This is a genomic window from Pseudorhodoferax sp. Leaf265, assembly GCF_001422365.1.
GTDB lineage: Bacteria > Pseudomonadota > Gammaproteobacteria > Burkholderiales > Burkholderiaceae_C > Pseudorhodoferax.
In genome coordinates, this window is the sequence record NZ_LMMT01000008.1 from 102,915 (window position 1) to 122,770 (window position 19,856).

16 protein-coding genes are annotated in these 19,856 nt (G+C 70.0%); 5 read left to right on the forward strand and 11 right to left on the reverse strand.

Annotated elements, in window-relative coordinates:
- Position 1: 1 nt before the first annotated feature.
- A complete protein-coding gene (locus tag ASF45_RS09550) occupies positions 2 to 2,068 on the reverse strand; it encodes an AsmA family protein (RefSeq protein WP_056660555.1) in 2,067 nt (688 codons plus the stop codon).
- 142 nt (positions 2,069 to 2,210) lie between these two features.
- Between ASF45_RS09550 and ASF45_RS09555 the strand changes: the two genes are divergently transcribed.
- Positions 2,211 to 3,164, forward strand: coding sequence for a DMT family transporter (locus tag ASF45_RS09555; protein WP_056660559.1), 954 nt, complete (start codon positions 2,211 to 2,213; stop codon positions 3,162 to 3,164).
- 82 nt (positions 3,165 to 3,246) lie between these two features.
- Positions 3,247 to 3,636 (forward strand): DUF2784 domain-containing protein, encoded by a 390-nt coding sequence (locus ASF45_RS09560; protein WP_056660562.1) that lies wholly within the window; start codon positions 3,247 to 3,249, stop codon positions 3,634 to 3,636.
- Here ASF45_RS09560 and ASF45_RS09565 read toward each other — a convergent pair.
- Positions 3,628 to 3,993, reverse strand: a complete 366-nt coding sequence (locus tag ASF45_RS09565; RefSeq protein WP_063887624.1) for a hypothetical protein — start codon at positions 3,991 to 3,993, stop codon at positions 3,628 to 3,630. The two genes, ASF45_RS09560 and ASF45_RS09565, sit on opposite strands and share 9 nt — an antisense overlap.
- Before the next feature lie 346 nt (positions 3,994 to 4,339).
- On the opposite strand from ASF45_RS09565, the gene ASF45_RS09570 reads away from it, so the two are divergent.
- The gene (locus ASF45_RS09570; protein ID WP_056660565.1) at positions 4,340 to 6,505 is read left to right on the forward strand and encodes a TonB-dependent siderophore receptor; all 2,166 of its coding nucleotides are present in this window, start codon (positions 4,340 to 4,342) and stop codon (positions 6,503 to 6,505) included.
- A 19-nt stretch (positions 6,506 to 6,524) separates the two neighbouring features.
- Here ASF45_RS09570 and ASF45_RS09575 read toward each other — a convergent pair whose 3' ends face one another.
- The 7 genes from ASF45_RS09575 to ASF45_RS09605 all read right to left on the reverse strand — a co-directional run bounded on the left by ASF45_RS09575 (position 6,525) and on the right by ASF45_RS09605 (position 13,086).
- Positions 6,525 to 7,856, reverse strand: coding sequence for a sorbosone dehydrogenase family protein (locus ASF45_RS09575; RefSeq protein ID WP_056660569.1), 1,332 nt, complete (start codon positions 7,854 to 7,856; stop codon positions 6,525 to 6,527).
- A 109-nt stretch (positions 7,857 to 7,965) separates the two neighbouring features.
- Positions 7,966 to 9,585, reverse strand: a complete 1,620-nt coding sequence (locus ASF45_RS09580; RefSeq protein WP_056660572.1) for a response regulator — start codon at positions 9,583 to 9,585, stop codon at positions 7,966 to 7,968.
- Positions 9,586 to 9,597: 12 nt separating this feature from the next.
- The gene (locus tag ASF45_RS09585; protein ID WP_082550911.1) at positions 9,598 to 10,467 is read right to left on the reverse strand and encodes a sensor histidine kinase KdpD; all 870 of its coding nucleotides are present in this window, start codon (positions 10,465 to 10,467) and stop codon (positions 9,598 to 9,600) included.
- On the reverse strand, positions 10,460 to 11,476 hold the full coding sequence (locus ASF45_RS09590; RefSeq protein WP_056660581.1) for an ATP-binding protein: 1,017 nt from the start codon (positions 11,474 to 11,476) through the stop codon (positions 10,460 to 10,462). The genes ASF45_RS09585 and ASF45_RS09590 overlap by 8 nt, the downstream gene beginning before the upstream one ends.
- Complete coding sequence (locus ASF45_RS09595; RefSeq protein WP_056660584.1) at positions 11,467 to 11,874, reverse strand: anti-sigma regulatory factor; 408 nt, start codon at positions 11,872 to 11,874, stop codon at positions 11,467 to 11,469. Before ASF45_RS09595 ends, ASF45_RS09590 begins: the two co-directional genes overlap by 10 nt.
- The gene (locus ASF45_RS09600; RefSeq protein ID WP_056660587.1) at positions 11,861 to 12,238 is read right to left on the reverse strand and encodes an STAS domain-containing protein; all 378 of its coding nucleotides are present in this window, start codon (positions 12,236 to 12,238) and stop codon (positions 11,861 to 11,863) included. Before ASF45_RS09600 ends, ASF45_RS09595 begins: the two co-directional genes overlap by 14 nt.
- 11 nt (positions 12,239 to 12,249) lie before the next feature.
- Positions 12,250 to 13,086 carry an STAS domain-containing protein gene (locus tag ASF45_RS09605; RefSeq protein WP_056660590.1) on the reverse strand — a complete coding sequence of 279 codons (837 nt, stop codon included), beginning with the start codon at positions 13,084 to 13,086 and terminating at the stop codon, positions 12,250 to 12,252.
- Between the two features lie 245 nt (positions 13,087 to 13,331).
- Here ASF45_RS09605 and ASF45_RS09610 point away from each other — a divergent pair, with 245 nt between their 5' ends.
- Positions 13,332 to 14,495, forward strand: coding sequence for an AI-2E family transporter (locus tag ASF45_RS09610; protein ID WP_056660593.1), 1,164 nt, complete (start codon positions 13,332 to 13,334; stop codon positions 14,493 to 14,495).
- Here the strand turns inward: ASF45_RS09610 and ASF45_RS09615 are convergent.
- Positions 14,485 to 16,023 (reverse strand): ATP-binding protein, encoded by a 1,539-nt coding sequence (locus ASF45_RS09615; RefSeq protein ID WP_056660594.1) that lies wholly within the window; start codon positions 16,021 to 16,023, stop codon positions 14,485 to 14,487. The genes ASF45_RS09610 and ASF45_RS09615 overlap by 11 nt on opposite strands.
- Positions 16,020 to 17,480, reverse strand: coding sequence for an ATPase domain-containing protein (locus tag ASF45_RS09620; protein WP_056660754.1), 1,461 nt, complete (start codon positions 17,478 to 17,480; stop codon positions 16,020 to 16,022). Before ASF45_RS09620 ends, ASF45_RS09615 begins: the two co-directional genes overlap by 4 nt.
- A gap of 255 nt (positions 17,481 to 17,735) precedes the next feature.
- Here ASF45_RS09620 and ASF45_RS09625 point away from each other — a divergent pair, with 255 nt between their 5' ends.
- Positions 17,736 to 19,811 (forward strand): TonB-dependent receptor, encoded by a 2,076-nt coding sequence (locus tag ASF45_RS09625; protein ID WP_235580868.1) that lies wholly within the window; start codon positions 17,736 to 17,738, stop codon positions 19,809 to 19,811.
- Positions 19,812 to 19,856 lie beyond the last annotated feature (45 nt).

The following is a 19,856-nucleotide window of genomic DNA, read 5'->3' on the forward strand; positions in this document are numbered from 1 at the left end:
TTCAAGGCTTGGATCGGGTGGTCGGGGCGGCCGCCTTGGCGGCGGGGCCGGCGGCAGCCAGCAACTGTCGGCAGTCGGTGTCTTCCCCGGGACCGGTCTCGATCAAGGGTATCAGGGCGGCCAGCGGGTTGACCAGCGCCAAGGCCAGGGCGCCGCCGCCGCGCAGGGCCAGGCCGGCCTTGTCGAGTTCGAAACCGGGCGAGCGGAAGCTGCCGTGCACGCGCACCGGCGTGCGCAGCGACAGGATGCCGGCCTTCTTGGGCTTGGGGGCGATGGTCAGGTCGAAGCGTTCACGGTCCAGGTCGAACGTGCCGTCGCCCTCGATGCGCGTGTCCATGGTGTCGACGACGAACACCTCGGAGCGGCCCTGGCCGTCCTTCACATCGAACGAGACCGCGCCGCAGTTGATCGGGATCGCCTGGTCGCCGCCCATCAGCAGCGAGATGATCTTGCCGCCGTTCAGGCCCGAGACGGCATCGAGCAGGTTGGACACCTGGCCCTGCGACAGCGCGGCCTGCACCTGGCCGTCGGCCTTGGCGGCGAGGTCGGCGATCGAGTTGCCGCTGGCGCTGAGCCTGGCGCGCGCGCCCATGGCGCCGCTGGAGGGTGCGAGCCGGGGCGAGGGCGGCACCAGCCGCGCGAGCTTGAGGCGGCGCGCCGTGAGGTCCAGGTCGGCGCGCAGGGTGGGCTGCTGCGCGTCGAGGCGCACCACGGAGCGGATCTCGCCGTCGGCCAGGTCCACGTCGAACGGGTCCAGGCGCAGCACGGCATCCTTGAGGTCCAGCTTCACGCGCAGGTTCTGCAGCGCGATGAAGTCCGGCGCGTCGATCCGGTCCACGCGCAGGTCGGCTTCGGCGTCGATGGCCTTGAAACGCCCGCCTTCGAACTTGCCCGTGGGCAGCAGGCGCTCGCCCCGCACGGTGCCGGTGGGCAGAGCGCGGCCGCCGCTGGTCTGCTTCTCGCGGGCCTGGGCCCGTTCACGCGTCTGCGTCTCGGCCTGTGTGAGCGGACGTGCGTCGGCGGTGTCCTTGGTCGTGAGGCCGACCAACGGCCCCAGGTCTGGCAGGTTCAGCAGCTTGCTGTGCAGCCTGGTCGTGAGCAGCGGGCGTGGCTCGCGCTGCACGTAGGCGGCTTCGCCGGTCACGTCGGTCTTGCCGATGCGGCCCTGGATGTCCTGCATGGAATAGCGGTTGCCGTCCAGCTTCAGATGGCCGGACAGGCGGTAGGGCGGCGAGGCCGGCAGCGGCAGCAGCAGGAAGGGATAGAGGTTGGCCAGCGTGCTGCCGGCGATGTTCAGCCGCACGTCGATGCCGCTGATGTTGGCGGCATCGGCCACGGTGCCCTCCACGTCGAGCCGTGTGGTGCCGGCCACGAGCCTGCCCTGGATCGGGAAGGGCACGTCGGAGCCCTGGAAGCTCAGCACATCGCCGGTCTGCGCCTGCCCGCTGAACTTGGCGTCGTGGTAGGTGCCGGCGAAGCGGTAGCGTGTGGTGTAGCGCGCGTTGTCGGGGCGGGCCTTGGCGTCGTCGGCCTTGGCTGCGGCCGCCGGGTCGAAGGTCTCGACGTCGATGCCGATGTCCAAGGGCGTGGTCCGGTCCACATAGCGCAGCCGGCCCTGGCGGACCGACAGGCTGGAGATGAGCAGCTTGCTTGGCTCCTTGGTTTCCGACGGCTCGTCCAGCACCCAGTTGCGGCGCTCGTCCTTCGCCTTCTCGAAGTTGAGCTCGGCCTGGTCCATCGCCACGCGCGGCACGAAAACCTTGCCGTTCCACAGGTCGCGCAGCGAGACCGAGAACTCCAGCGTGCCGATGCGCGCCATGGGCTTGTCGCCCGTGCTGTCGGCCCAGTCGGCGTTGGCGAAGTAGACGTCCTTGAGCCGGATCACGGGGTTCCAGCCCAACCGGACGGCCAGGTGTGAACTGTCGAAGCGGCGCTGGGTCTTCTCGCTGATGGTGCGGTTGAGCGGGCCGCGCAGCCAGTCCCAGTCGAACAGCAGCAGGAACACGATGAGTGCGCCAAGCAGGGCCAACAGGATCTTCGTGCCGCGACCGGGAGAGAAAGCGCGCATGGTGTGCAGCCTATGCCGGTGCCGGTTGCCGCGGCGGCGGCCCGGGCAGCGTCTGCGCGGCAGCGCTGGGCGGGACCGGCTGTCGGACGGCGACTACATGCGGCTAAGCTTGCCGGCCTTTTGGCACCCATGGAGACCCTGCATGTCCGTCCCCAAGGGCACCTGGCTCGGCGTGGCCTGCGGCATGGCCGCCGGCGCAGCCTGGGGCCTCGTGTTCCTCGCGCCCGAGCTGGCGCCCGAATTCAACCCGCTGCAGCTGTCGGCCGCGCGCTACCTGGCCTACGGCCTGATCGCCGCGGCGCTGCTGCTGCCGCGCTGGCCGGCGCTGCGCCCGCAGGTGGGCGCACGCGCCTGGCGCGCGCTGTTCTGGCTCAGCCTGCTCGGCAACAGCCTGTACTACGTGCTGCTGGCCAGCGCCGTGCAGATCGGCGGGATGGCCATGACCTCGCTCGTGATCGGCTTCCTGCCCGTGGCCGTGACCTGGGTCGGCAGCCGCGGTGCCGATGCGGTGCCGCTGCGCAGGCTCGCGCCGTCCCTGGTGCTGGGCCTGGCCGGCGTGGCCTGCATCGCCTGGGAGTCGCTCGCCGGTGCCTCGGCGCAGCCGCCGGCGCAGCGCTGGCTGGGTTTCGCCTGCGCGGTCGGCGCGCTGGTCTCGTGGTCCAGCTACGCGGTGGGCAACAGCCGGCAGCTGGCGCGGCTGCAGGGCGTATCGGCGCACGACTGGAGCCTGCTCACGGGCGTGGTCACGGGCGCGCAGGCGCTGGCGCTGGCAGTGCCGGCCTTCGTGCTGGCCGACCTCGCACTGCAGCCGGGCAGTGCCTGGTGGCGCTTCGTCGGCGTCTCGGCCGGCGTGGCGCTGCTGGCCTCGGTGCTGGGCAATGCGCTGTGGAACCAGGCCAGCCGGCTGCTGCCGCTCACGCTGGTCGGGCAGATGGTGGTGTTCGAGACGCTGTTCGCGCTGCTCTACGGCTTCCTGTGGGAGGCGCGCTGGCCCACGGCCCTGGAATGGCTTGCGATGGCGCTGGTGACCAGCGCCGTGCTGTCGTGCATCTCGGCGCACCGCGCGCCGGCGGCGGTGGACGAGATGCATCCATGAGCGCCGCACCGGGCCGCCCCAAGCAAGCTCGCGTCCCCTCGGGGGGCAGCGAACGTCGCGTCGCGCGGAGCGTGGGGGCTGCATGAACCTTGGTTGGTTGGCCGACGCCGTGCTGGTGCTGCACGTGGCCATCGTGCTGTTCGTGGTGGGCGGGCTGCTGCTCGTGGTCGGCGGCAACCTGGCGGGCTGGCGCTGGGTCAACCACTGGTGGCTGCGGCTGCTGCACCTCGCGGCCATCGGCTTCGTGGTGGCCGAGGCCTGGCTGGGCGTCACCTGCCCGCTGACGACCTGGGAGATGGCGCTGCGCCTGGCGGCCGGGCAGCAGGCCTATGCAGGCGGCTTTCTGCAGCACTGGCTGCACCGGCTCCTCTACTGGGACGCGCCGGCCTGGGTCTTCACGCTGGCCTACACGCTGTTCGGCCTGGCCGTGGCGGCGGCGTGGTGGCGCTGGCCGCCGCGGCGTTCAGCCTGAGCAGGCGGGGCGGCCGGCCGGCGCGCCACGCGTGCGGTTCAGGAACACCAGCTGCTGCCAGGCCACTGGGCTGCCTTGGGCAAAGGCCTGGCGCGCCCAGTGCAGGGCTTCGCAGCGGTCCGCCGTGACGGCCGGACCGTAGACGGCGGGCCCGACCAGCAGGGCCAGCCCCAGCATCTCCTGGGCCTCGACATGGCCGGCGCGCGCGGAGCGGCGCAGCAGCTCCAGCATCTGCGGGTAGGCGCGCTCGGATTGGGCTTCGAGCGCGAGCTGGTAGAGCTGTTCGGGCGTGGCGGCATGGGCCGAACCGAGCAGCAGGGCGGTGCACATCGCGAGGGCGGTGGGGCGGAGGGACATGGTGGGCGCCTTGGACAGGATGTCTCCATGGTCCGGCCGGACCGGGCGTGCGCACCAGCGGGATCTGCCGCAGGGCGGCTCAGGCGGCGGCGAAGCCGGTCCCCGCCTCGGCCGGGCGTCCCGTTCTGGATGTTGCGCATGTCTCGCATGTGCAACAGCTGAACCGTTCGCTACGGGCAAATAGCGAATCGCACCTGGCTTTCGTTAGAATTTTTTGCAAATGTGAATAGTTCGCATTTTTATGCCACATGGCATGGCAAGTGGGTTTCCCGGCCCGTGCGTCATGCGTCCTGGAACTGCGCCCACAGCCCAGCTTCCCTCTGTCCTCTTCACAGCCACCGTCTTCATGTCTTCATCTGACCGTTCCCCACGCGTTCCGAAACGCTTCGCGCCCACGCCGCTCGCACGCTGCATCGGGGCAAGCCTTGCCTTTGCCGCCGTGGGCGCGATGGCGCAGACCGCCACCGGCAATACGCAGCTCAAGGAAGTGACGGTGTCCGAGCAGGCCGAGGCGATCGGCAACCTGCAGAAGACCTATTCGGGCGGCCAGCTCGCGCGCGGCGGCAGCCTGGGCATCCTGGGCACGACCGACCTCATGAACGTGCCGTTCAGCACCACCAACTACACCTCGGAGCTGATCCAGAACCAGCAGGCGCTGACGCTGGCCGACGTGGTGATGAACGACGCGTCCGTTCGACCGCTGACGGCGCGCGGCGGTTTCGGCGATGACTTCCAGATCCGCGGCTTCACCGTGCCCAATGCCGACAGTGGCTTCAATGGTCTCTTCGGCCTGATGCCGACCACGCGCGTGCCGCTGGAGATGGTCGAACGTGTCGAGGTGCTGAAGGGGCCGGCTTCCTTCGCCAACGGCATGTCACCCACTGCCAGCATCGGTGGCAGCATCAACGCGGTAGCCAAGCGCGCTGGTGATATTCCGCTGACGCGCCTGACCGGCACCTACATGGGCGAAGCCCAGTTCGGCACGCACCTGGATGTGGGCCGCCGCTTCGGCACGGACAACCAGTGGGGCGTGCGCCTCAATGGCGTCTGGCGAAACGGCGAAGGCAATGTCGACCATGGCCGCCAGCGCCTGGGCCTGGCTTCGCTGGGCCTGGACTACGCAGGCGAGGGCGTGCGCTGGTCTCTCGACGCGCTGTCCAGCCGTGGCCACACGGTCAATTTCCGTCCGCAGATCAGCTTTGCCTCGACCGTCACCCAGCCGTTGAAGCCGCCGTCGTCGCGCGGCAACCTGTACCCTGGCACCGATCTGAAGGACAACGCCGACATGGTGTCGACGCGTCTTGAAGTGGACGTGAACGACCGCACCACGGTGTGGGGCAGCGTCGGTTACTCCGACGTGGACTACATGCAGACCTTCCCGCGCGGCACGGTGCGGCAGGACGGCAGCTTCAGCCTCAGCAACAACTACTACGACTACTACGGCAAGACGACGGCGGCAGATGCCGGGATTCGCACGCGTTTCAACACTGGCAGCGTCAAGCACACGCTGGCGCTGGGCGTGAACCTGCTAAGTCAGGAGACCGGCTTCTACTACACCCAAGGTCGGGCCGCCGACGCCGTGGAGTCGAGCATCTACAACCCCGTGCCCTTGCCGGGTGTGAATGCGCCGCGCCTGCAGCCGGCGAAGTCGGGCGAATTGGAGCAACACAGCGTGGCGCTGGTCGATACGATGGCCTTGTTCAACGACCAATTGCTGCTGACGGTGGGTCTGCGCGACCAGACCATCGAGCAGAAGAATGCACAAGGCAATTCGACGTACAAGAAGAGCGCGGTCTCGCCCATGGCAGGCCTGGTGTTCAAACCGATCAAGAACATTTCGGTCTATGCCAACTATACGGCTGGCCTGATCCGTGGCGGCACGGCGCCGAACAACGACGACTATGTCAATCCCGGCGAAATGTTCCCGCCCCAAAAATCCAAACAGTACGAGGTTGGGGTGAAGGCGGATTGGGGCCGTCTGATGACGCAGGTGGCGGTCTACGAGATCAGGCGGCCGGCCCAAGTGAACGTTCCAGTGGGTGATCAGCTGCTTTACAGCTTTGGCGGCGAGCAACGCAACCGCGGGCTGGAACTCACAGCTTACGGCGAGGTGGCCAAGGGCCTGCGCGCCATGGCCAGTGCCGCCTTCAACGACGCGAAGCTGACGCGCGCGGCCGGTGGCGCCAATGTGGGCAACAACCTGGCTGGCGTGCCCGACCGCACCTTCAACGTGGGCCTGGACTGGGACACGCCCTGGGTGCCCGGCCTGAGCCTGAACGGCCGTGTGATCCACACCTCCAGCGTCTACTACAACGTCACCAACACGCTGAACATGCCGAGCTGGACGCGCATGGACATCGGCGCGCGCTACACCACCAAGATCTCGGGCAAGCCCGTCACGCTGCGCGCCAACCTGGAGAACGTGTTCAACCGGGAGTACTGGATCACCAGCACCTATGTGACCGTTGGCGCGCCGCGCACGCTGATGCTGTCGGCTTCGGTCGACTTCTAAGCGACCGGGTCCGGGCGGTCTACCCGCCCGGTGCAGCCACCCGCCACACCGCATTCCCCACGTCATCCGCCACCAGCAGCCCCCCGCGCTGATCCAGCGCCACCCCCACCGGCCGCCCCAGCGCCTTGCCGTCCTCGCTCAAAAAGCCCGTCAGCACGTCGCGGGGCAGCCCCTGCGGCTTGCCGTCGACGAAGGACACGAACACCACCTTGTAGCCACTGGGTGGCTTGCGGTTCCAAGAGCCGTGGTTGCCGATGAAGGCGCCGGTGCCGAACTTGCCGCCCAGCGCCTGGCTGTCGCCGATCGCCAGCCCCAGCGGTGCCACGTGTGCGCCCAGCGCGTAGTCGGGCACGCGGGCCTTGGCCACCATGTCGGGCCGCTGCGGCTGCACGCGTTCGTCCACATGCTGGCCGAAGTAGCTCCAGGGCCAGCCGTAGAAGGCGCCGTCCTCGACCGCCGTCAGGTAGTCGGGCACGAGGTCGTTGCCGAGTTCGTCGCGCTCGTTGACCACGGTCCACAGCCTGCCGCCGTTCCAGGCCAGGCCGTTCGGGTTGCGCAGGCCCGAGGCATAGACGCGGTGCTGGCCGGTCTTCGCATCCACCTCCCAGATGGCAGCGCGGCCTTGTTCGTTCTCCAGGCCGTTCTCGCCGATGTTGCTGTTCGAGCCCACCGTCACGTACAGCTTGCTGCCGTCGGCACTGGCGATCAGGTTCTTGGTCCAGTGGTGGTTGATCTTCGACGGCAGATCCACGAGCTTGGTCGGCTGCGCCGTGATCTGCGTCTGGCCGCTCTGGTAGGGAACGCTCACCACGGCATCGGCATTGGCGATGAACAGCGTCTGGCCCACCAGCGCCATGCCGAACGGTGAGGTCAGGCCCTGCAGCAGCACGCTGCGCACCTCGGCCACGCCGTCGCCGTCGGCATCGCGCAGCAGCGTGATGCGGTCCGCGCTCGGCACGCCGGCGCCGGCACGCTTCATGAACAGGCCCTGCACCCAGCCACGCAGCGACGGCTTCTTGCCTTCGCCCGCGTTGGCCGGCTTGTTGCCCTCGGCCACCAGCACGTCGCCGTTGGGCAGCACGGCGAGCCAGCGCGGGTGGTCCAGTCCGCGCGCGAAGGGCGTGACGGCCGTGCCGGGCGCCGGCTTGGGCATGGCGTCGGCGGGCCAGCCTTGCACGGGCGCGACCTTCACGGTGGGGATCAGGCTGGTGCTGGGCGCGGGCAGCTGCGGCGCGGAGCCGGCCACGCCGGTCTCGGGCAGCCGCGAGGTCTCGCCACAACCGGCGAGCAGGGCCAGGGCGGTGATCGCACAGAAGGCGGGAAGGCGAGGGCGCAGATGCGGCGCGGGCATGGGGAAACTCCTGTCGGGAAGGGGCATTGCCGCCAGCTTGGCGCTACTGGCCCGCCGCGGCTGCCGGTGTGCAGGCCCGCGCGGTGTAGTCCGCCGCGCGGCTGGTGGCTCAGCCCAGCAGGCGGCGGATGGTGTTGAGCAGCAGCTGCGGCTCGAACGGCTTGGCCACGTGCGCGTCGAAGCCGGCGTCCAGCGCCATGGCGCGGTCGTCGGGCCGGCCGAAGGCGGTCAGCGCGATGGCCGGCAGCCGCGTCAGCCCATCGTCCTGCTCCTGGGCGCGCCAATGGCGGATCAGCGCGTAGCCGTCCTTGCCGGGCAGGCCGATGTCGCTGAGCAGCAGGTCGGGCCGCTGGGCCTGCAGCGCCGCCAGGCCCATGTCGTGGTCGCCTGCGATGCGCACCTGGGCGCCGCGGTCCTCCAGGATGTGGCCCAGCATCTCGGCGGCGTCGCGGTCGTCCTCCACGACCAGCACCTGGCGGCCGCTCAGGCCGGCCAGTGCGGCATCGTCCAACGCGCCGGGCTGGCTGTCGGGCGTGGGAGTGCCGTCGGCCTCGGTGGGCTGCAACGGCAGCCACACACGCGCCGTGGTGCCGGCGCCCAGGCCCGGGCTGCTCAGCTCCACGCCGCCGCCGTGCAGCTCGGCCAGGTGTTTGACGATGGACAGGCCCAGCCCCAGGCCGCCGCTGGCGCGCTTGCCGGGTGCCTCGCTCTGCGTGAACTTCTCGAACACGCGGTCGAGGAAGGCCGGGGCGATGCCTTTGCCGCGGTCCGTCACCGTGAGCTCCAGCAATCCGGCGTTGTGTGTCAGCCCCACGCGCACGGTGCCGCCCGGGTGGGAGAACTTGATCGCGTTGTTGAAGATGTTCCAGAAGATCTGCTGGAAGCGTGCCGGGTCCAGCAGCATCGGGCCGGTCGGCTGCAGGTCCAGCTCCAGGTGCAGTTCGCGGCTGCCCAGCTGCTGGTGCATCGCATCGATGGAGGACCGCACCAGCGCGACCGGATCGGCCGTTTCGCGCTGCAGCGTGAGCTTGCCGGAGTTGATGCGCGACACGTCCAGGATGTCCGAGATGATACGTGCCTGGGTCTGCGCGTTGCGGCGGATGGCGTCCAGGCCCTTGGCGATGTCCTGCGTCTGCGGCTTGCGCAGCAGCACGTGCACGTTCATGAGGATGGCGTTGAGCGGGTTGCGCAGCTCGTGCGAGAGCACGGCGACGAAATCGTCCTTGGTGCGGCTGTGGCGCTCGGCGTTGGCGCGCGCGGCCTGCTCGCGTTCCAGCAGCAGCTGCTTGTAGCGCTGCTCGCTCACGCGCAGCTGCTCCTCGGCGATGCGCGCGCGGATCAGCGCCTGCAGCGTGGCCACCAGGATGGGGGGCTCGACCGGGTGCTCCAGGTAGGCGTCGGCGCCGGAGTTCAGGCCGGCCACCTTGTCCGAACTCTCGATGTAGGTGGCCGACAGGTGCAGCACGGGCAACACCACGGTCTCGGGCAGTTCGCGCAGCATGCGGCAGACCGTGAAGCCGTCCATGTCGGGCAAATGCACGTCCAGCACCACGGCCGAGATGCCGCCGGCGCGGGCGCGGTCCAGCCCTTCGGCACCGGTCACGGCCTCGAGCGTCTGGAAGCCCGCCGCATGCAGGATGCGGCAGGTGGAATAGCGGGTGGCTGGGCTGTCGTCCACCACCAGCACGGTGTGCTGCGAGCGGTCGATGGTGGTGCTGACCTTGTGCATGCCGCGGGTCCTTCAGGAAGAGGTGTCGTCACCCGCGGGCGCACCGCGCAGCGGGATGCGCACATGGAAGGTGGAGCCCTGGTCCGGCACGCTGTCCATGCCCACGCTGCCGCCCAGCAGCTCGGCCAGCCGCTTGGACAGCGACAAGCCGAGGCCGGTGCCGCGCAGGCTCTTCTGGATCGGCGAGTCGATCTGCGAGAAGTCCTGGAAGATCGCGCCGTGGTACTCGCGCGCAATGCCGATGCCGGTGTCGGCCACGGCGAAGCGCACCCAGTCCTGCCCGTCCTCGGACACGCGCCGCGCCGACACGCGCACCTCGCCGCGCAGCGTGAACTTGAGCGCGTTGCTGATGTAGTTGCGCAGGATCTGCGCGAGCTTGCGGTCGTCGCTGAAGACCTGGGGCACGTCGATCGGGTCCTCGAAGATCAACGAGACCTGCGGGTTGGTCAGCACCGGCTTGAACATGCCGCGCAGCGCCGCGAACAGGTCCACCATGTCGAACCAGCCCGGCGACACGTCGATGCGGCCGGCCTCCACCTTGGCCAGGTCCAGCAGGTCGTTGACGATGTCGGAGAATTCCAGCGCGTTCTGGTGGATGAACTGCACCTGGCGTTCCTGCTCGGCCGTCAGCGGGCCGTCCAGCCGGTCCAGCAACAGCCGCGTCATGCTCTGGATGGCGCCCAGCGGCGTGCGGAACTCGTGGCTCATGTAGGCCAGGAAGCGGCTCTTGAGCTCGTTGGCGTGGCGCAGCTCGGCGGCCTGGGTGTCCAGCTCGGCGTACAGCGCCAGCACCCCGTGGTTGGTCTCTTCGAGTTCCTCGGACAGTTGCGCCACCTGCGCCTGCGCGGCGGCGAGTTGCTCGGCCAGTGCGGACTCATCCATGGACGTTCCTTTGCAGCACGAACACGGTGGCATCGTCGCGGCCGCGCAGGTTGCCGCGCACCAGCCAGGCGGCCAGCAGAGCCGGGTCGCGCGCCACCAGGGGGGCCAGCGGCTCGGTCTGCCAGCGGCTTTGCAGCCCGTCGCTGTGCAGCACGGCCACCGCATGCGGCGGCCACTCGGTCTGCACCGGCTCGAAGCGGCGCACCTGCACACCCAGCGTGCCGTGCTGCGGGGCCAGGCTCTTGCTGTGCGTGCCCGAGACCAGCCGCGTGGCGATGTTGCCGGCCCCGGCCAGCCACAGGCGGGCCGGCTCCAGCAGGGCCAGCGAGCCGGCGGCACCGCGTGTGATGCGCAGCGCCGCATGCATGCGGTCCAGCTGTTCGGCCAGCGGCGCGAACGGCGCCCGCGCGAACTGCGCCACCGCGGCCTGCGAAGCCTCGGCCGCCTGCGGGCCATGCCCCAGGCCGTCGGCCACCAGCACGGCCGCACGGGTGCCGTCCAGCGCCAGCGCCCAGGCGTCGCCACAGGCCTGTTCGCCCGGCGCGCACAGCATCACCGCACCCCAGCGGAAGGCCGCGGGCGGGCGCCTGTGCCCCTCGGGCCGCACGCGCGCCAGCACCACCGTGCCCACGCCCGGTTCGGAATGCAGGTCGAAGTCGCTGGCCAGCCGGCGCACGGCGCCCAGGCCTGTGCCCGGCGTGCCGCCGGTGGAAAAGCCATCGACCAGCGCACGCGCCGGGTCGGCAATGCCGGGGCCGTCGTCCAGCGCCAGCACCTCGACCTCGGGCTGGCCGTGCTGGCGCTGGGCGATCAGCAGCCGGCCGCCGTGGGCATGGCGCACGAGGTTGTTGCCCAGCTCGGTGACGACCAGCGCGAGCCGGCCCGCCGTGGTGGCATCGAGCGCGAGCCGCTCCGCGAGCGCCGCCGCATGCCGGCGCGCCTCGCCGACCCGGCTGGCGTCGCCCATGGGGAACAGCACGTGCGGCGTGCCGGGCTGGATCACTTCCATCGCGTCACGCTCACGCAGGTGCCCTCGCCGACGGTGGACTGGATGTCGAACTCGTGCACCAGCCGCCGGCTGCCCGACAAGCCCAGGCCCATGCCCTTGCCCGAGGTCCAGCCGTCGGTCAGCGCCTGGGCGATGTCGGGGATGCCGGGGCCCTGGTCGCGAAAGCGCAGGCGCAGGCCGCGCCGCACGCCTTGCTCGACGACGTCCCAGCACATCTCGCCGCCGCCGCCGTAGGTCACGGTGTTGCGCGAGAGTTCGCTGGCGGCCGTGATCATCTTGGTCTGGTCGACCAGCGAGAAGCCCAACTGCTGCGTCAGCTTGCGCACCAGCTGGCGGCTGGCCACGATGTCGGGCTCGCCGCGCAGTGGCAGCTGGCCGCTGGGCTCAGTCGCGCTCAAGGGATTCTCCGCGCTGGCCCTGCTCCAGCAGCAGCATGCCGCGCTTGACGTTGAGCGCCGTCTTCACGCCTTCCAGCGACAGGCCCAGCTCGACCAGCGTGATGGCCACGGCCGGCTGCATGCCGACGACCACGGTGGTGGCGTCCAGCACGCGCGCGATGCCCGAGATCGAGGCCAGCATGCGGCCGACGAAGGAATCGACGATCTCCAGGGCCGAGATGTCGATCAGCACGCCGTTGGCACCGGTGGTCTCGATGCGGGTCGCGAGGTCGTCCTGCAGCTGCACGGCCGTCTGGTCCTCCATGTCGACCTGGATGGTGACGAGCAGCGCGCTGCCCATCTGCAGGATCGGGATGCGGTACATGGCGGGGTGGCTCAGGCGGTGCGCGAGACGGTCCAGCCGCCGCGCTTGAGCGCCAATGCCAGCGCCGCCGCCAGGCTGGCCTTGGTGGTCACGCCCTGCAGGTCCACGCCCAGGTGCACGATGGTCTGGGCGATCTGCGGCCGCACGCCGCTGATGATGCAGTCCGCGCCCATCAGGCGGATGGCGGTGACGGTCTTGAGCAGGTGCTGTGCAACCAGCGTGTCCACGGTCGGCACGCCCGTGATGTCGATGATGGCCAGGCCCGATTCGGTGTCGACGATCTTCTGCAGCAAGGCCTCCATGACCATCTGCGTGCGGCTGGAGTCGAGCGTGCCGATCATGGGCACGGCCAGCACGCCCTCCCAGAGCTTGATGACGGGCGTGGACAGCTCCAGCAGCTCCTGCTGCTGGCGTGCGATGAGTTCCTCGCGCGTGCGCTGGAACGCCGTGGCCGTCCATTGCGCCATCGCGTCGAGCTTGGTGGTCACGCTGACCACGGCCTGCAGCAATGTCTGGCTGTCCTGACCCAGGCGCTGCTGCAGCGCGGCGAAGATCGGCTGCTTGAGCGCCAGCACGAAGGCGCTGGTGTCGCCCGCGCTCTGGCCCTGGGCCGCGCGCGATGCCGACAGCGTGTCGAGCAGCCGCCGCGCGTTGGACCAGCCCTCGGCCCGCAGGTCGTCGGGCGCGTCGCTCTGCAGGGCCTGCAACAGCGCATCGAAGAGGTCTTGCGCTTCCTCGCGGCTGGCGGTGCTGGCATGGGCACCGTGTGTGGCGGTGGTCCACGCCTGGAGCAGGGTGGCGCGCTCGTCCTGCAACAGCGCGATCAGGGTCTGGGCATGGGAAGCCATGGGTGTCCTCGGGCGGGTCTTTTTGGGCCGGCCGCCACGATGGCGGTCGCATGCCTGTGCTTTTGTCACAGAAATTCTAGGAGCCGCAGCCGGCGTTTCGACACCGCGACACACAAGTCGCGGCGTTGTCCTGCAAGCACGGGGCGCGCCCACCCTCAGTGCCGGCCGCGGGCTGTGTCCAGCATCGGGGCGCTCCGCGAGGCCACGCGCAGCACCGAGCGCAACGACACAAGAAGGAAGCGTCCATGGATGCACAGAAGGAGGAGGCCCCGGCGCCGGTCGCCGCGTCGCCCGCCCCAGAGGGCGGGCACGCGCTGCCAGACGCCGCGGTGGACATGCGCAACGCCGCGCTGGCCGTGATCGCCGTGCTGGCCTGCGTGTTCGCGCTGCGCTGGGCGGCGCAGGTGTTCATCCCGCTGATGATGAGCCTGCTGCTCACCTACGCGCTGTCTCCGGCGGTGGAGCGGCTCGCGCGCTGGCACGTGTCGCGCTGGATCGGTGCGGCGCTGGTGCTGCTGGCGCTGCTGGGCGCCATCGGCTTCACGGGCTACCGGCTGGCGGGCAGCGCCGGCGCGCTGCTCGACGCGCTGCCCGTGGCCGCGCAGAAGCTGCGCCTGCACGTCCAGGCCGGCCAACGACCCGGCGACGCGAGCGCGCTGAGCACGGTGCAGAAGGCCGCGGCCCACCTGGAGCAGGCGGCCGAGGGCGCGGCCGAACCGCCGCGCCGCGGCGTCCAGCGCGTGACCATCGAGCGGCCGCGCTTCAACGTGCGCGACTACCTGTGGACGGGCACCATGGGTTTGGTCAGCATGGCGCTGCAGCTCACGCTCGTGACCTTCATGACCTACTTCGCGCTGGCCTCGGGCACCATGTTCCGGCGCAAGCTCGTGCGCATCAGCGGGGCCAGCTTCAGCCGCAAGAAGATCACGGTGCAGGTGCTGGACGACATCGTCGGCCATGTGGAGCGCTACCTGCTCGTGCAGATCCTCACCAGCGCCATCGTCGGCCTGGCCACCGGCCTGGTGTTCTGGGCCTTCGGCCTGGAGAACGCGGCGGTGTGGGGCATCGTGGCCGGTGTCACCAACCTGATTCCCTACCTGGGCTCGCTGCTGGTCATGGTGGGCGCCGGCCTGCTGGCGCTGCTGCAGTTCGACAGCTACGAGATGGCGCTCGTGATCGCCGGCAGCTCGCTGGCCATCCACACACTGGTGGGCCAGTTGCTCGTGCCCTGGCTCACCAGCCGCACCAGCCGCATGAACCCGGTGGCGGTGTTCGTGGGCGTGATCTTCTGGGGCTGGCTCTGGGGCGTGCCGGGCCTGCTGTTGGGCATCCCGATCATGATGGTCATCAAGGCCATCTGCGACCACGTGGAAGACCTGCAGCCGGTCGGAGAACTGCTCAGCGACTGAAGCCTTCTACCAGTGCGATCAGTTGCTCGGGGTCCAGCGGCTTGACCAGGTGGTGGTCGAAGCCCGCCTGCGCCGTCGCCTCGCGGTCGCGTTCCTGGCCCCATCCCGTCAGCGCCACCAGCAGGGCGTCCCGGCCCGCCGGATGCCGGCGCAGGCGGCGCGCCAGCTCGTAGCCGTCCATGCCCGGCATGCCGATGTCCAGGATCGCCAGGTCGGGCCGCAGCCCGGGCAGCAGGTCCAGCGCCTGGTCGCCGCTGTAGGCCACGGCCGTGGCCATGCCGATGGCCTGCAGGAACTCGGCCAGGCTGTCGGCGGCATCGCGGTTGTCGTCGACCACGAGCGCGGTCAGTGCCACGGAGGGCGCCGCCAGTGCGTCGACCGGCGTCTCCATCGCCTGTGCCGCCTGCAGCGGCAGCCGCACCGTGAACGTGCTGCCCTGGCCCAGCCCCGCGCTGTGCGCCACGATGTGGCCCCCGTGCAGTTCGACCAGGCTGCGCGCCAGCGTCAACCCGATGCCCAGCCCGCCCTGCGCGGCCTTGGACGCGCCGCTGGCCTGCACGAACATGTCGAACACGGTGTCCAGCATCTCTGGCGCGATGCCGATGCCATCGTCCTGCACGCTGACGATGGCCTGGCCGTCCATCGCCTGCGCAGTCAGCGCGACGTGCCCGCCGGCGGGCGTGTACTTGGCTGCGTTGTTGAGCAGGTTGGAGAACACCTGCGTGAGCCGCACGCTGTCACCTTCCAGCGGCAGCGGGCTGTCGGGCAGACGCAGCACGAGCTGGTGCTGCGCGGCATCGAGCAGTGGGCGGCTCAGCTCCAACGCGTCGTGCAGCACCTGGCGCAGGTCGATGGCGTCCATGTCCGGCTCGATCTTGCCGCGCGTGATGCGCGAGATCTCCATGAGGTCGTTGACCAGCCGCACCATGTGGTCGATCTGGCGCCGCATCATGTCGTAGTGGCGCACCGCCTCGTCGGGTCCCGGCCGCTTGCGCTTGAGCAGCGTCAGCGCGGTTTGCAGCGGCGCCAGCGGATTGCGCAGCTCGTGCGCCAGCGTGGCCAGAAATTCGGTCTTGCGCTGGTCGGCCAGCCGCAGGCCCTCCAGCGTGGCGCGCAGGTCGTACTGCCGGTTGCGCGCCCGCAGGGCCGACCGCACCGAACTCACGAACGCCGCCACCCGCATCGGCCGCTCGATCACGGTGACGTTGGCCACGCTGTCCATGGCCTCGGCCACGACGCGCGAATCGGCGCCCTGGCGCGCCAGCACCAGCACCGGCAGGTCGGACCAGGGCGGCTGTCGCTGCAGGGCCTGGGTCAGCCCCGTGGCGGCCGGATCGGCGAGGGCCTCTTCGGCCAGCACCAAGGCACCGGCGCCGCGTGCCAGCTCGTCCGCCAGTGCGGCCAGCGTGGTGCAGTTCAGCACCGGTACGCCAGCGCGCTCGAGCACCGCCCGTGTCATCAGCGCGTCCCTGGCTGTTGCGGCACGCATCAGGACCCGGCGTTCGAGCGCTTCGGCGGCTTCGCTCATGGGGGGCTGCTGGCCGGCGTTTCGACAGGGATGGGCACGCCGGTCAGGATGCCGCGGAAGTTGCGCAAGGGCTCGCCGATGTGGATGCCGGTCTCGGTCAGCGAGAAATCGCGGATGGTCCGCTCGTGCTGGCCACCGCGCTTCTTGACGACCGAGATCGCCTGGCGCACCTCGCCAGCCAGTTCGAAGTAGCGCAGCAGCACCACCGCATCGGCCAGGTAGCTGGCATCCACGGCCGACGTCATGTTGCCGCCGATCAGGCCGTGGTGTGCGCCGACCATCAGCGTGGCCACGCCATGCTGGCCGAGGTAGGTCAGCAGCTCGTGCAGCTGCACGATCAGGAAGCGCTCGTCCGGCATGGCGTTCAGGTAGCCGTTCAGGCTGTCGATCAGCAGCACCTTGGCCTGGTGCTCGGTGACGGCCTCGCGCACCAGATGCACGAACTCGCCCGGCGACAGTTCCGCCGGGTCGATCTGGCGCAGGCGGATCAGGCCCTGGTCGATGAATGGGCCAAGCTCCATGCCCATGCCGGCGCAGCGCGTGCGCAGCGTGTTGATGCTTTCGTCGAAGATGAACAGCGCCGAGCGCTCGCCGCGGCGCGCCGCCGCCAGCGCGAACTGCACGCCCAGCGTGGATTTGCCGGTGCCGGGCGCACCGACGAACAGGCTGCTGGTGCCGCGCTCGATGCCGCCGCCCAGCAGCGCATCCAGCGCCGGCAGGCCGCTGGGCATGCGCACCTGTTCCAGTGGCTTGTGGTGTTCGGCCGCGACCAGGCGCGGGTACACCTGCAGGCCGCCGCGGCCGATCGTGTAGTCGTGGTAGCCGGTGCGAAAGTGCCTGCCACGGTACTTGGTGACGAGCAGGCGCCGCCGCGTGGAGCCGAAATCCGAGTTGTTCTGGTCGAGCCGGATCACCGCGTGCGAGATGCTCTGCACCTGCAGGTCGTGCTCCATCGCCGTCATGTCGTCCAGCAGCAGCACGGTGCAGTTGCGCCCCGCGAAGAACTGCTTGAGCGCCAGGATCTGGCGCCGGTAGCGCAGCGAGCTGCCGGCCAGCAGGCGCAGCTCCGACAGCGAATCGAACACCACGCGCTGGGGGCGCAGCTGCTCCACGTCGGCCAGGATCTTGAGCGTGGTCTCGCTGAGTTCCACCTCGGAGGGGTGGAACATGGTGTATTGCTCCTCGGGCTCGAGCGCATCGTTGTTGGGCAGCATCTCGCGCACGTGCACGCTGCGCAGGTCCCAGCCGTGCGAACGCGCCACGCCGGCCAGTTCCTTCGCGGTCTCCGACAGCGTGACGTACAGCACCGATTCGCCGCGCCGCGCACCCTCGATCAGGAACTGCATCGCGATCGTGGTCTTGCCCGCGCCGGGCGCGCCTTCCAGCAGGTACAAGCGGTTGGCCGTGAGGCCGCCGCCCAGCACGTCGTCCAGGCCCGGCACACCGATCTGCGCCATGGGTTCGATGGGATCGTCGGCAGAAGAAGGAGGCAGGTCGGACACGTGTCGCTCCGTGCGTTGGTTGGTCTGGGTGGTCTATCGACCTTGGCGGCGGTTATACCCGTCCTCGCAAGTGGTTTCGGGGTCCGCGCAACGGTCGGCCGGGAGGCGGAGCAAGGGTTGAGGCACTGTCCTACAGGCCAGATCGAAGAATGGCGAGAATGGCGCCCCCACCGTGTCTTGACCTGCCGCATGAACCACTCCTTGCGTTGGATGCCTCTGCTGGTCTGCTCGACCACCGCACTGCCGTTGTCGGGCCACGCCCAGACCCAGGCCCCGGCCCCGGCGCTGGCCGCCACCGTGGTCACCGCCACGCGCACCGAGGCCGACCCGCTGGCCGTGCCCGCCTCGGTCGAGCGCATCGACGGCGACGCGCTGCGCCTGGGCCGTGCCCAGGTCAACATCTCCGAAGCCCTGGGTACCGTGCCCGGGCTGCAGGCGCGCGAGCGCCAGAACTACGCCCAGGACGTGCAGATCTCCATGCGCGGCTTCGGCACGCGCGCCACCTTCGGCATCCGTGGGCTGCGCCTGTACGTGGACGGCATCCCGGCCACCCAGCCCGACGGGCAGGGCCAGCTTTCGCACGTGGACCTGGCCTCGGCCGAGCGCATCGAGGTGCTGCGCGGGCCGTTCTCGGCCCTGTACGGCAACTCCTCGGGTGGGGTGCTGCAGGTGTTCACAGAGGAAGGCCGCGGCGCGCCACGGCTGCGGCTGGACACGGCCGCCGGCAGCGACGGGCTGCTGCGTTTCGGTGCCAAGGTGAGCGGCAACACCGGGCCGAACGACAGCGGCGTGGGCTATGTGGTCTCGGCCAGCCGCTTCAGCACGGACGGCTACCGCGAGCACAGCGAGGCGCGGCGCCTGCTCGCCAATGCCAAGCTCACGCTGCGGCCGCACGAGGACGGCAAGCTGACGCTGGTGGCGAACCGGGTGGTGTTGCCCAAGGCCGACGATCCGCTGGGCCTGTCGCGCGCGCAGTGGCAGGCCAATCCGCGCGGCGTCGATCCGGCGGCCTTGCGCTTCGATACGCGCAAGAACATGGACCAGACCCAGGCCGGCTTGGTCTACGAACACTACCTGAGTGAAGCCCATGCGTTGCAGGCCACGCTGTACGGCGGGCAGCGCGGCACCACGCAGTTCCAGTCGATCCCGGTCGCGGTTCAGGACAACCCGCGCCACCCCGGCGGGGTGATCGATCTGGACCGCGACTACGCAGGTGCCGACCTGCGCTGGACCTGGCGCACCGAGCTGGCCGACGCGCCTTTGAGCGTGGTGGCGGGCCTGGCCTACGATGGCTTGCGCGAGGACCGGCGCGGCTACGCCAACTTCGTCGGCAGCACGCTGGGTGTGCAGGGCGCACTGCGCCGCAACGAGCGCAACCGCGTCAACAACTTCGACAAGTACCTGCAGGCCGATTGGCGCGTGACCCAGCACTGGACCGTGAACGCCGGCCTGCGCCACAGCCGCGTGCGCTTCGATTCACAGGACCGCTACGTCGTGGGCGTCAACCCGGACGACAGCGGCCAGGCGCGCTACGGCGCCACGCTGCCCGTGGTCGGTGCCAGCTTTGCCATCACCGAAAGCCTGCGCGTGTACGCCTCGGTGGGCAAGGGCTTCGAGACGCCGACGCTCAACGAGCTGTCCTACCGTCCGGACCAGCAGCCCGGCCTGAACTTCGGCCTGCAGCCGGCGCGCAGCAAGAGCGTGGAGGCGGGCCTGAAGCACCGCAGCGCGGCGTTGGGCGAATGGACGGCCGCGGTGTTCCGCACCTGCACCGAAGACGAGATCGTGACCAGCACCGTCAACGGCCGCTCGACCGCGCAGAACGCCGGCAAGACGCGTCGCAACGGCCTGGAGCTGGCCTGGGAGCAGCGCCATCTGCAACACCTGCGCACCCAGGTCGCGGCCACCTTCCTCGATGCGCGCTACCGCGACGGCGCCAACGCCGGCGCGCGCCTGCCGGGCCTGGCCAAGAGCAGCCTGTACGCCAGCGCCGGCTGGGTGCCGCCACAGGGCTGGCGCGCCGGTGCCGACTGGCGCGCGCTGAGCCGCGTGATGGTGAACGACGCCAACAGCGACGCGGCGGCCGGCTACGGCGTGCTGGGCCTGTACACGGGCTATGCCGCGCGGCTGGGCAGCTGGCAGCTGGAAGGCTTCGTGCGCGCGGACAACCTGCTGGACAAGCGTTACGCGGGCTCGGTCATCGTCAATGAAGGCAACAGCCGATTCTTCGAACCGGCCCCGGGCCGCAACTGGCTCGTGGGCCTTTCTGCCACCTTGCCGCTGTAAAACGAAAGGGGCGCCGCCTGGCGCCCCCATTTGCCTGCGGCCAGC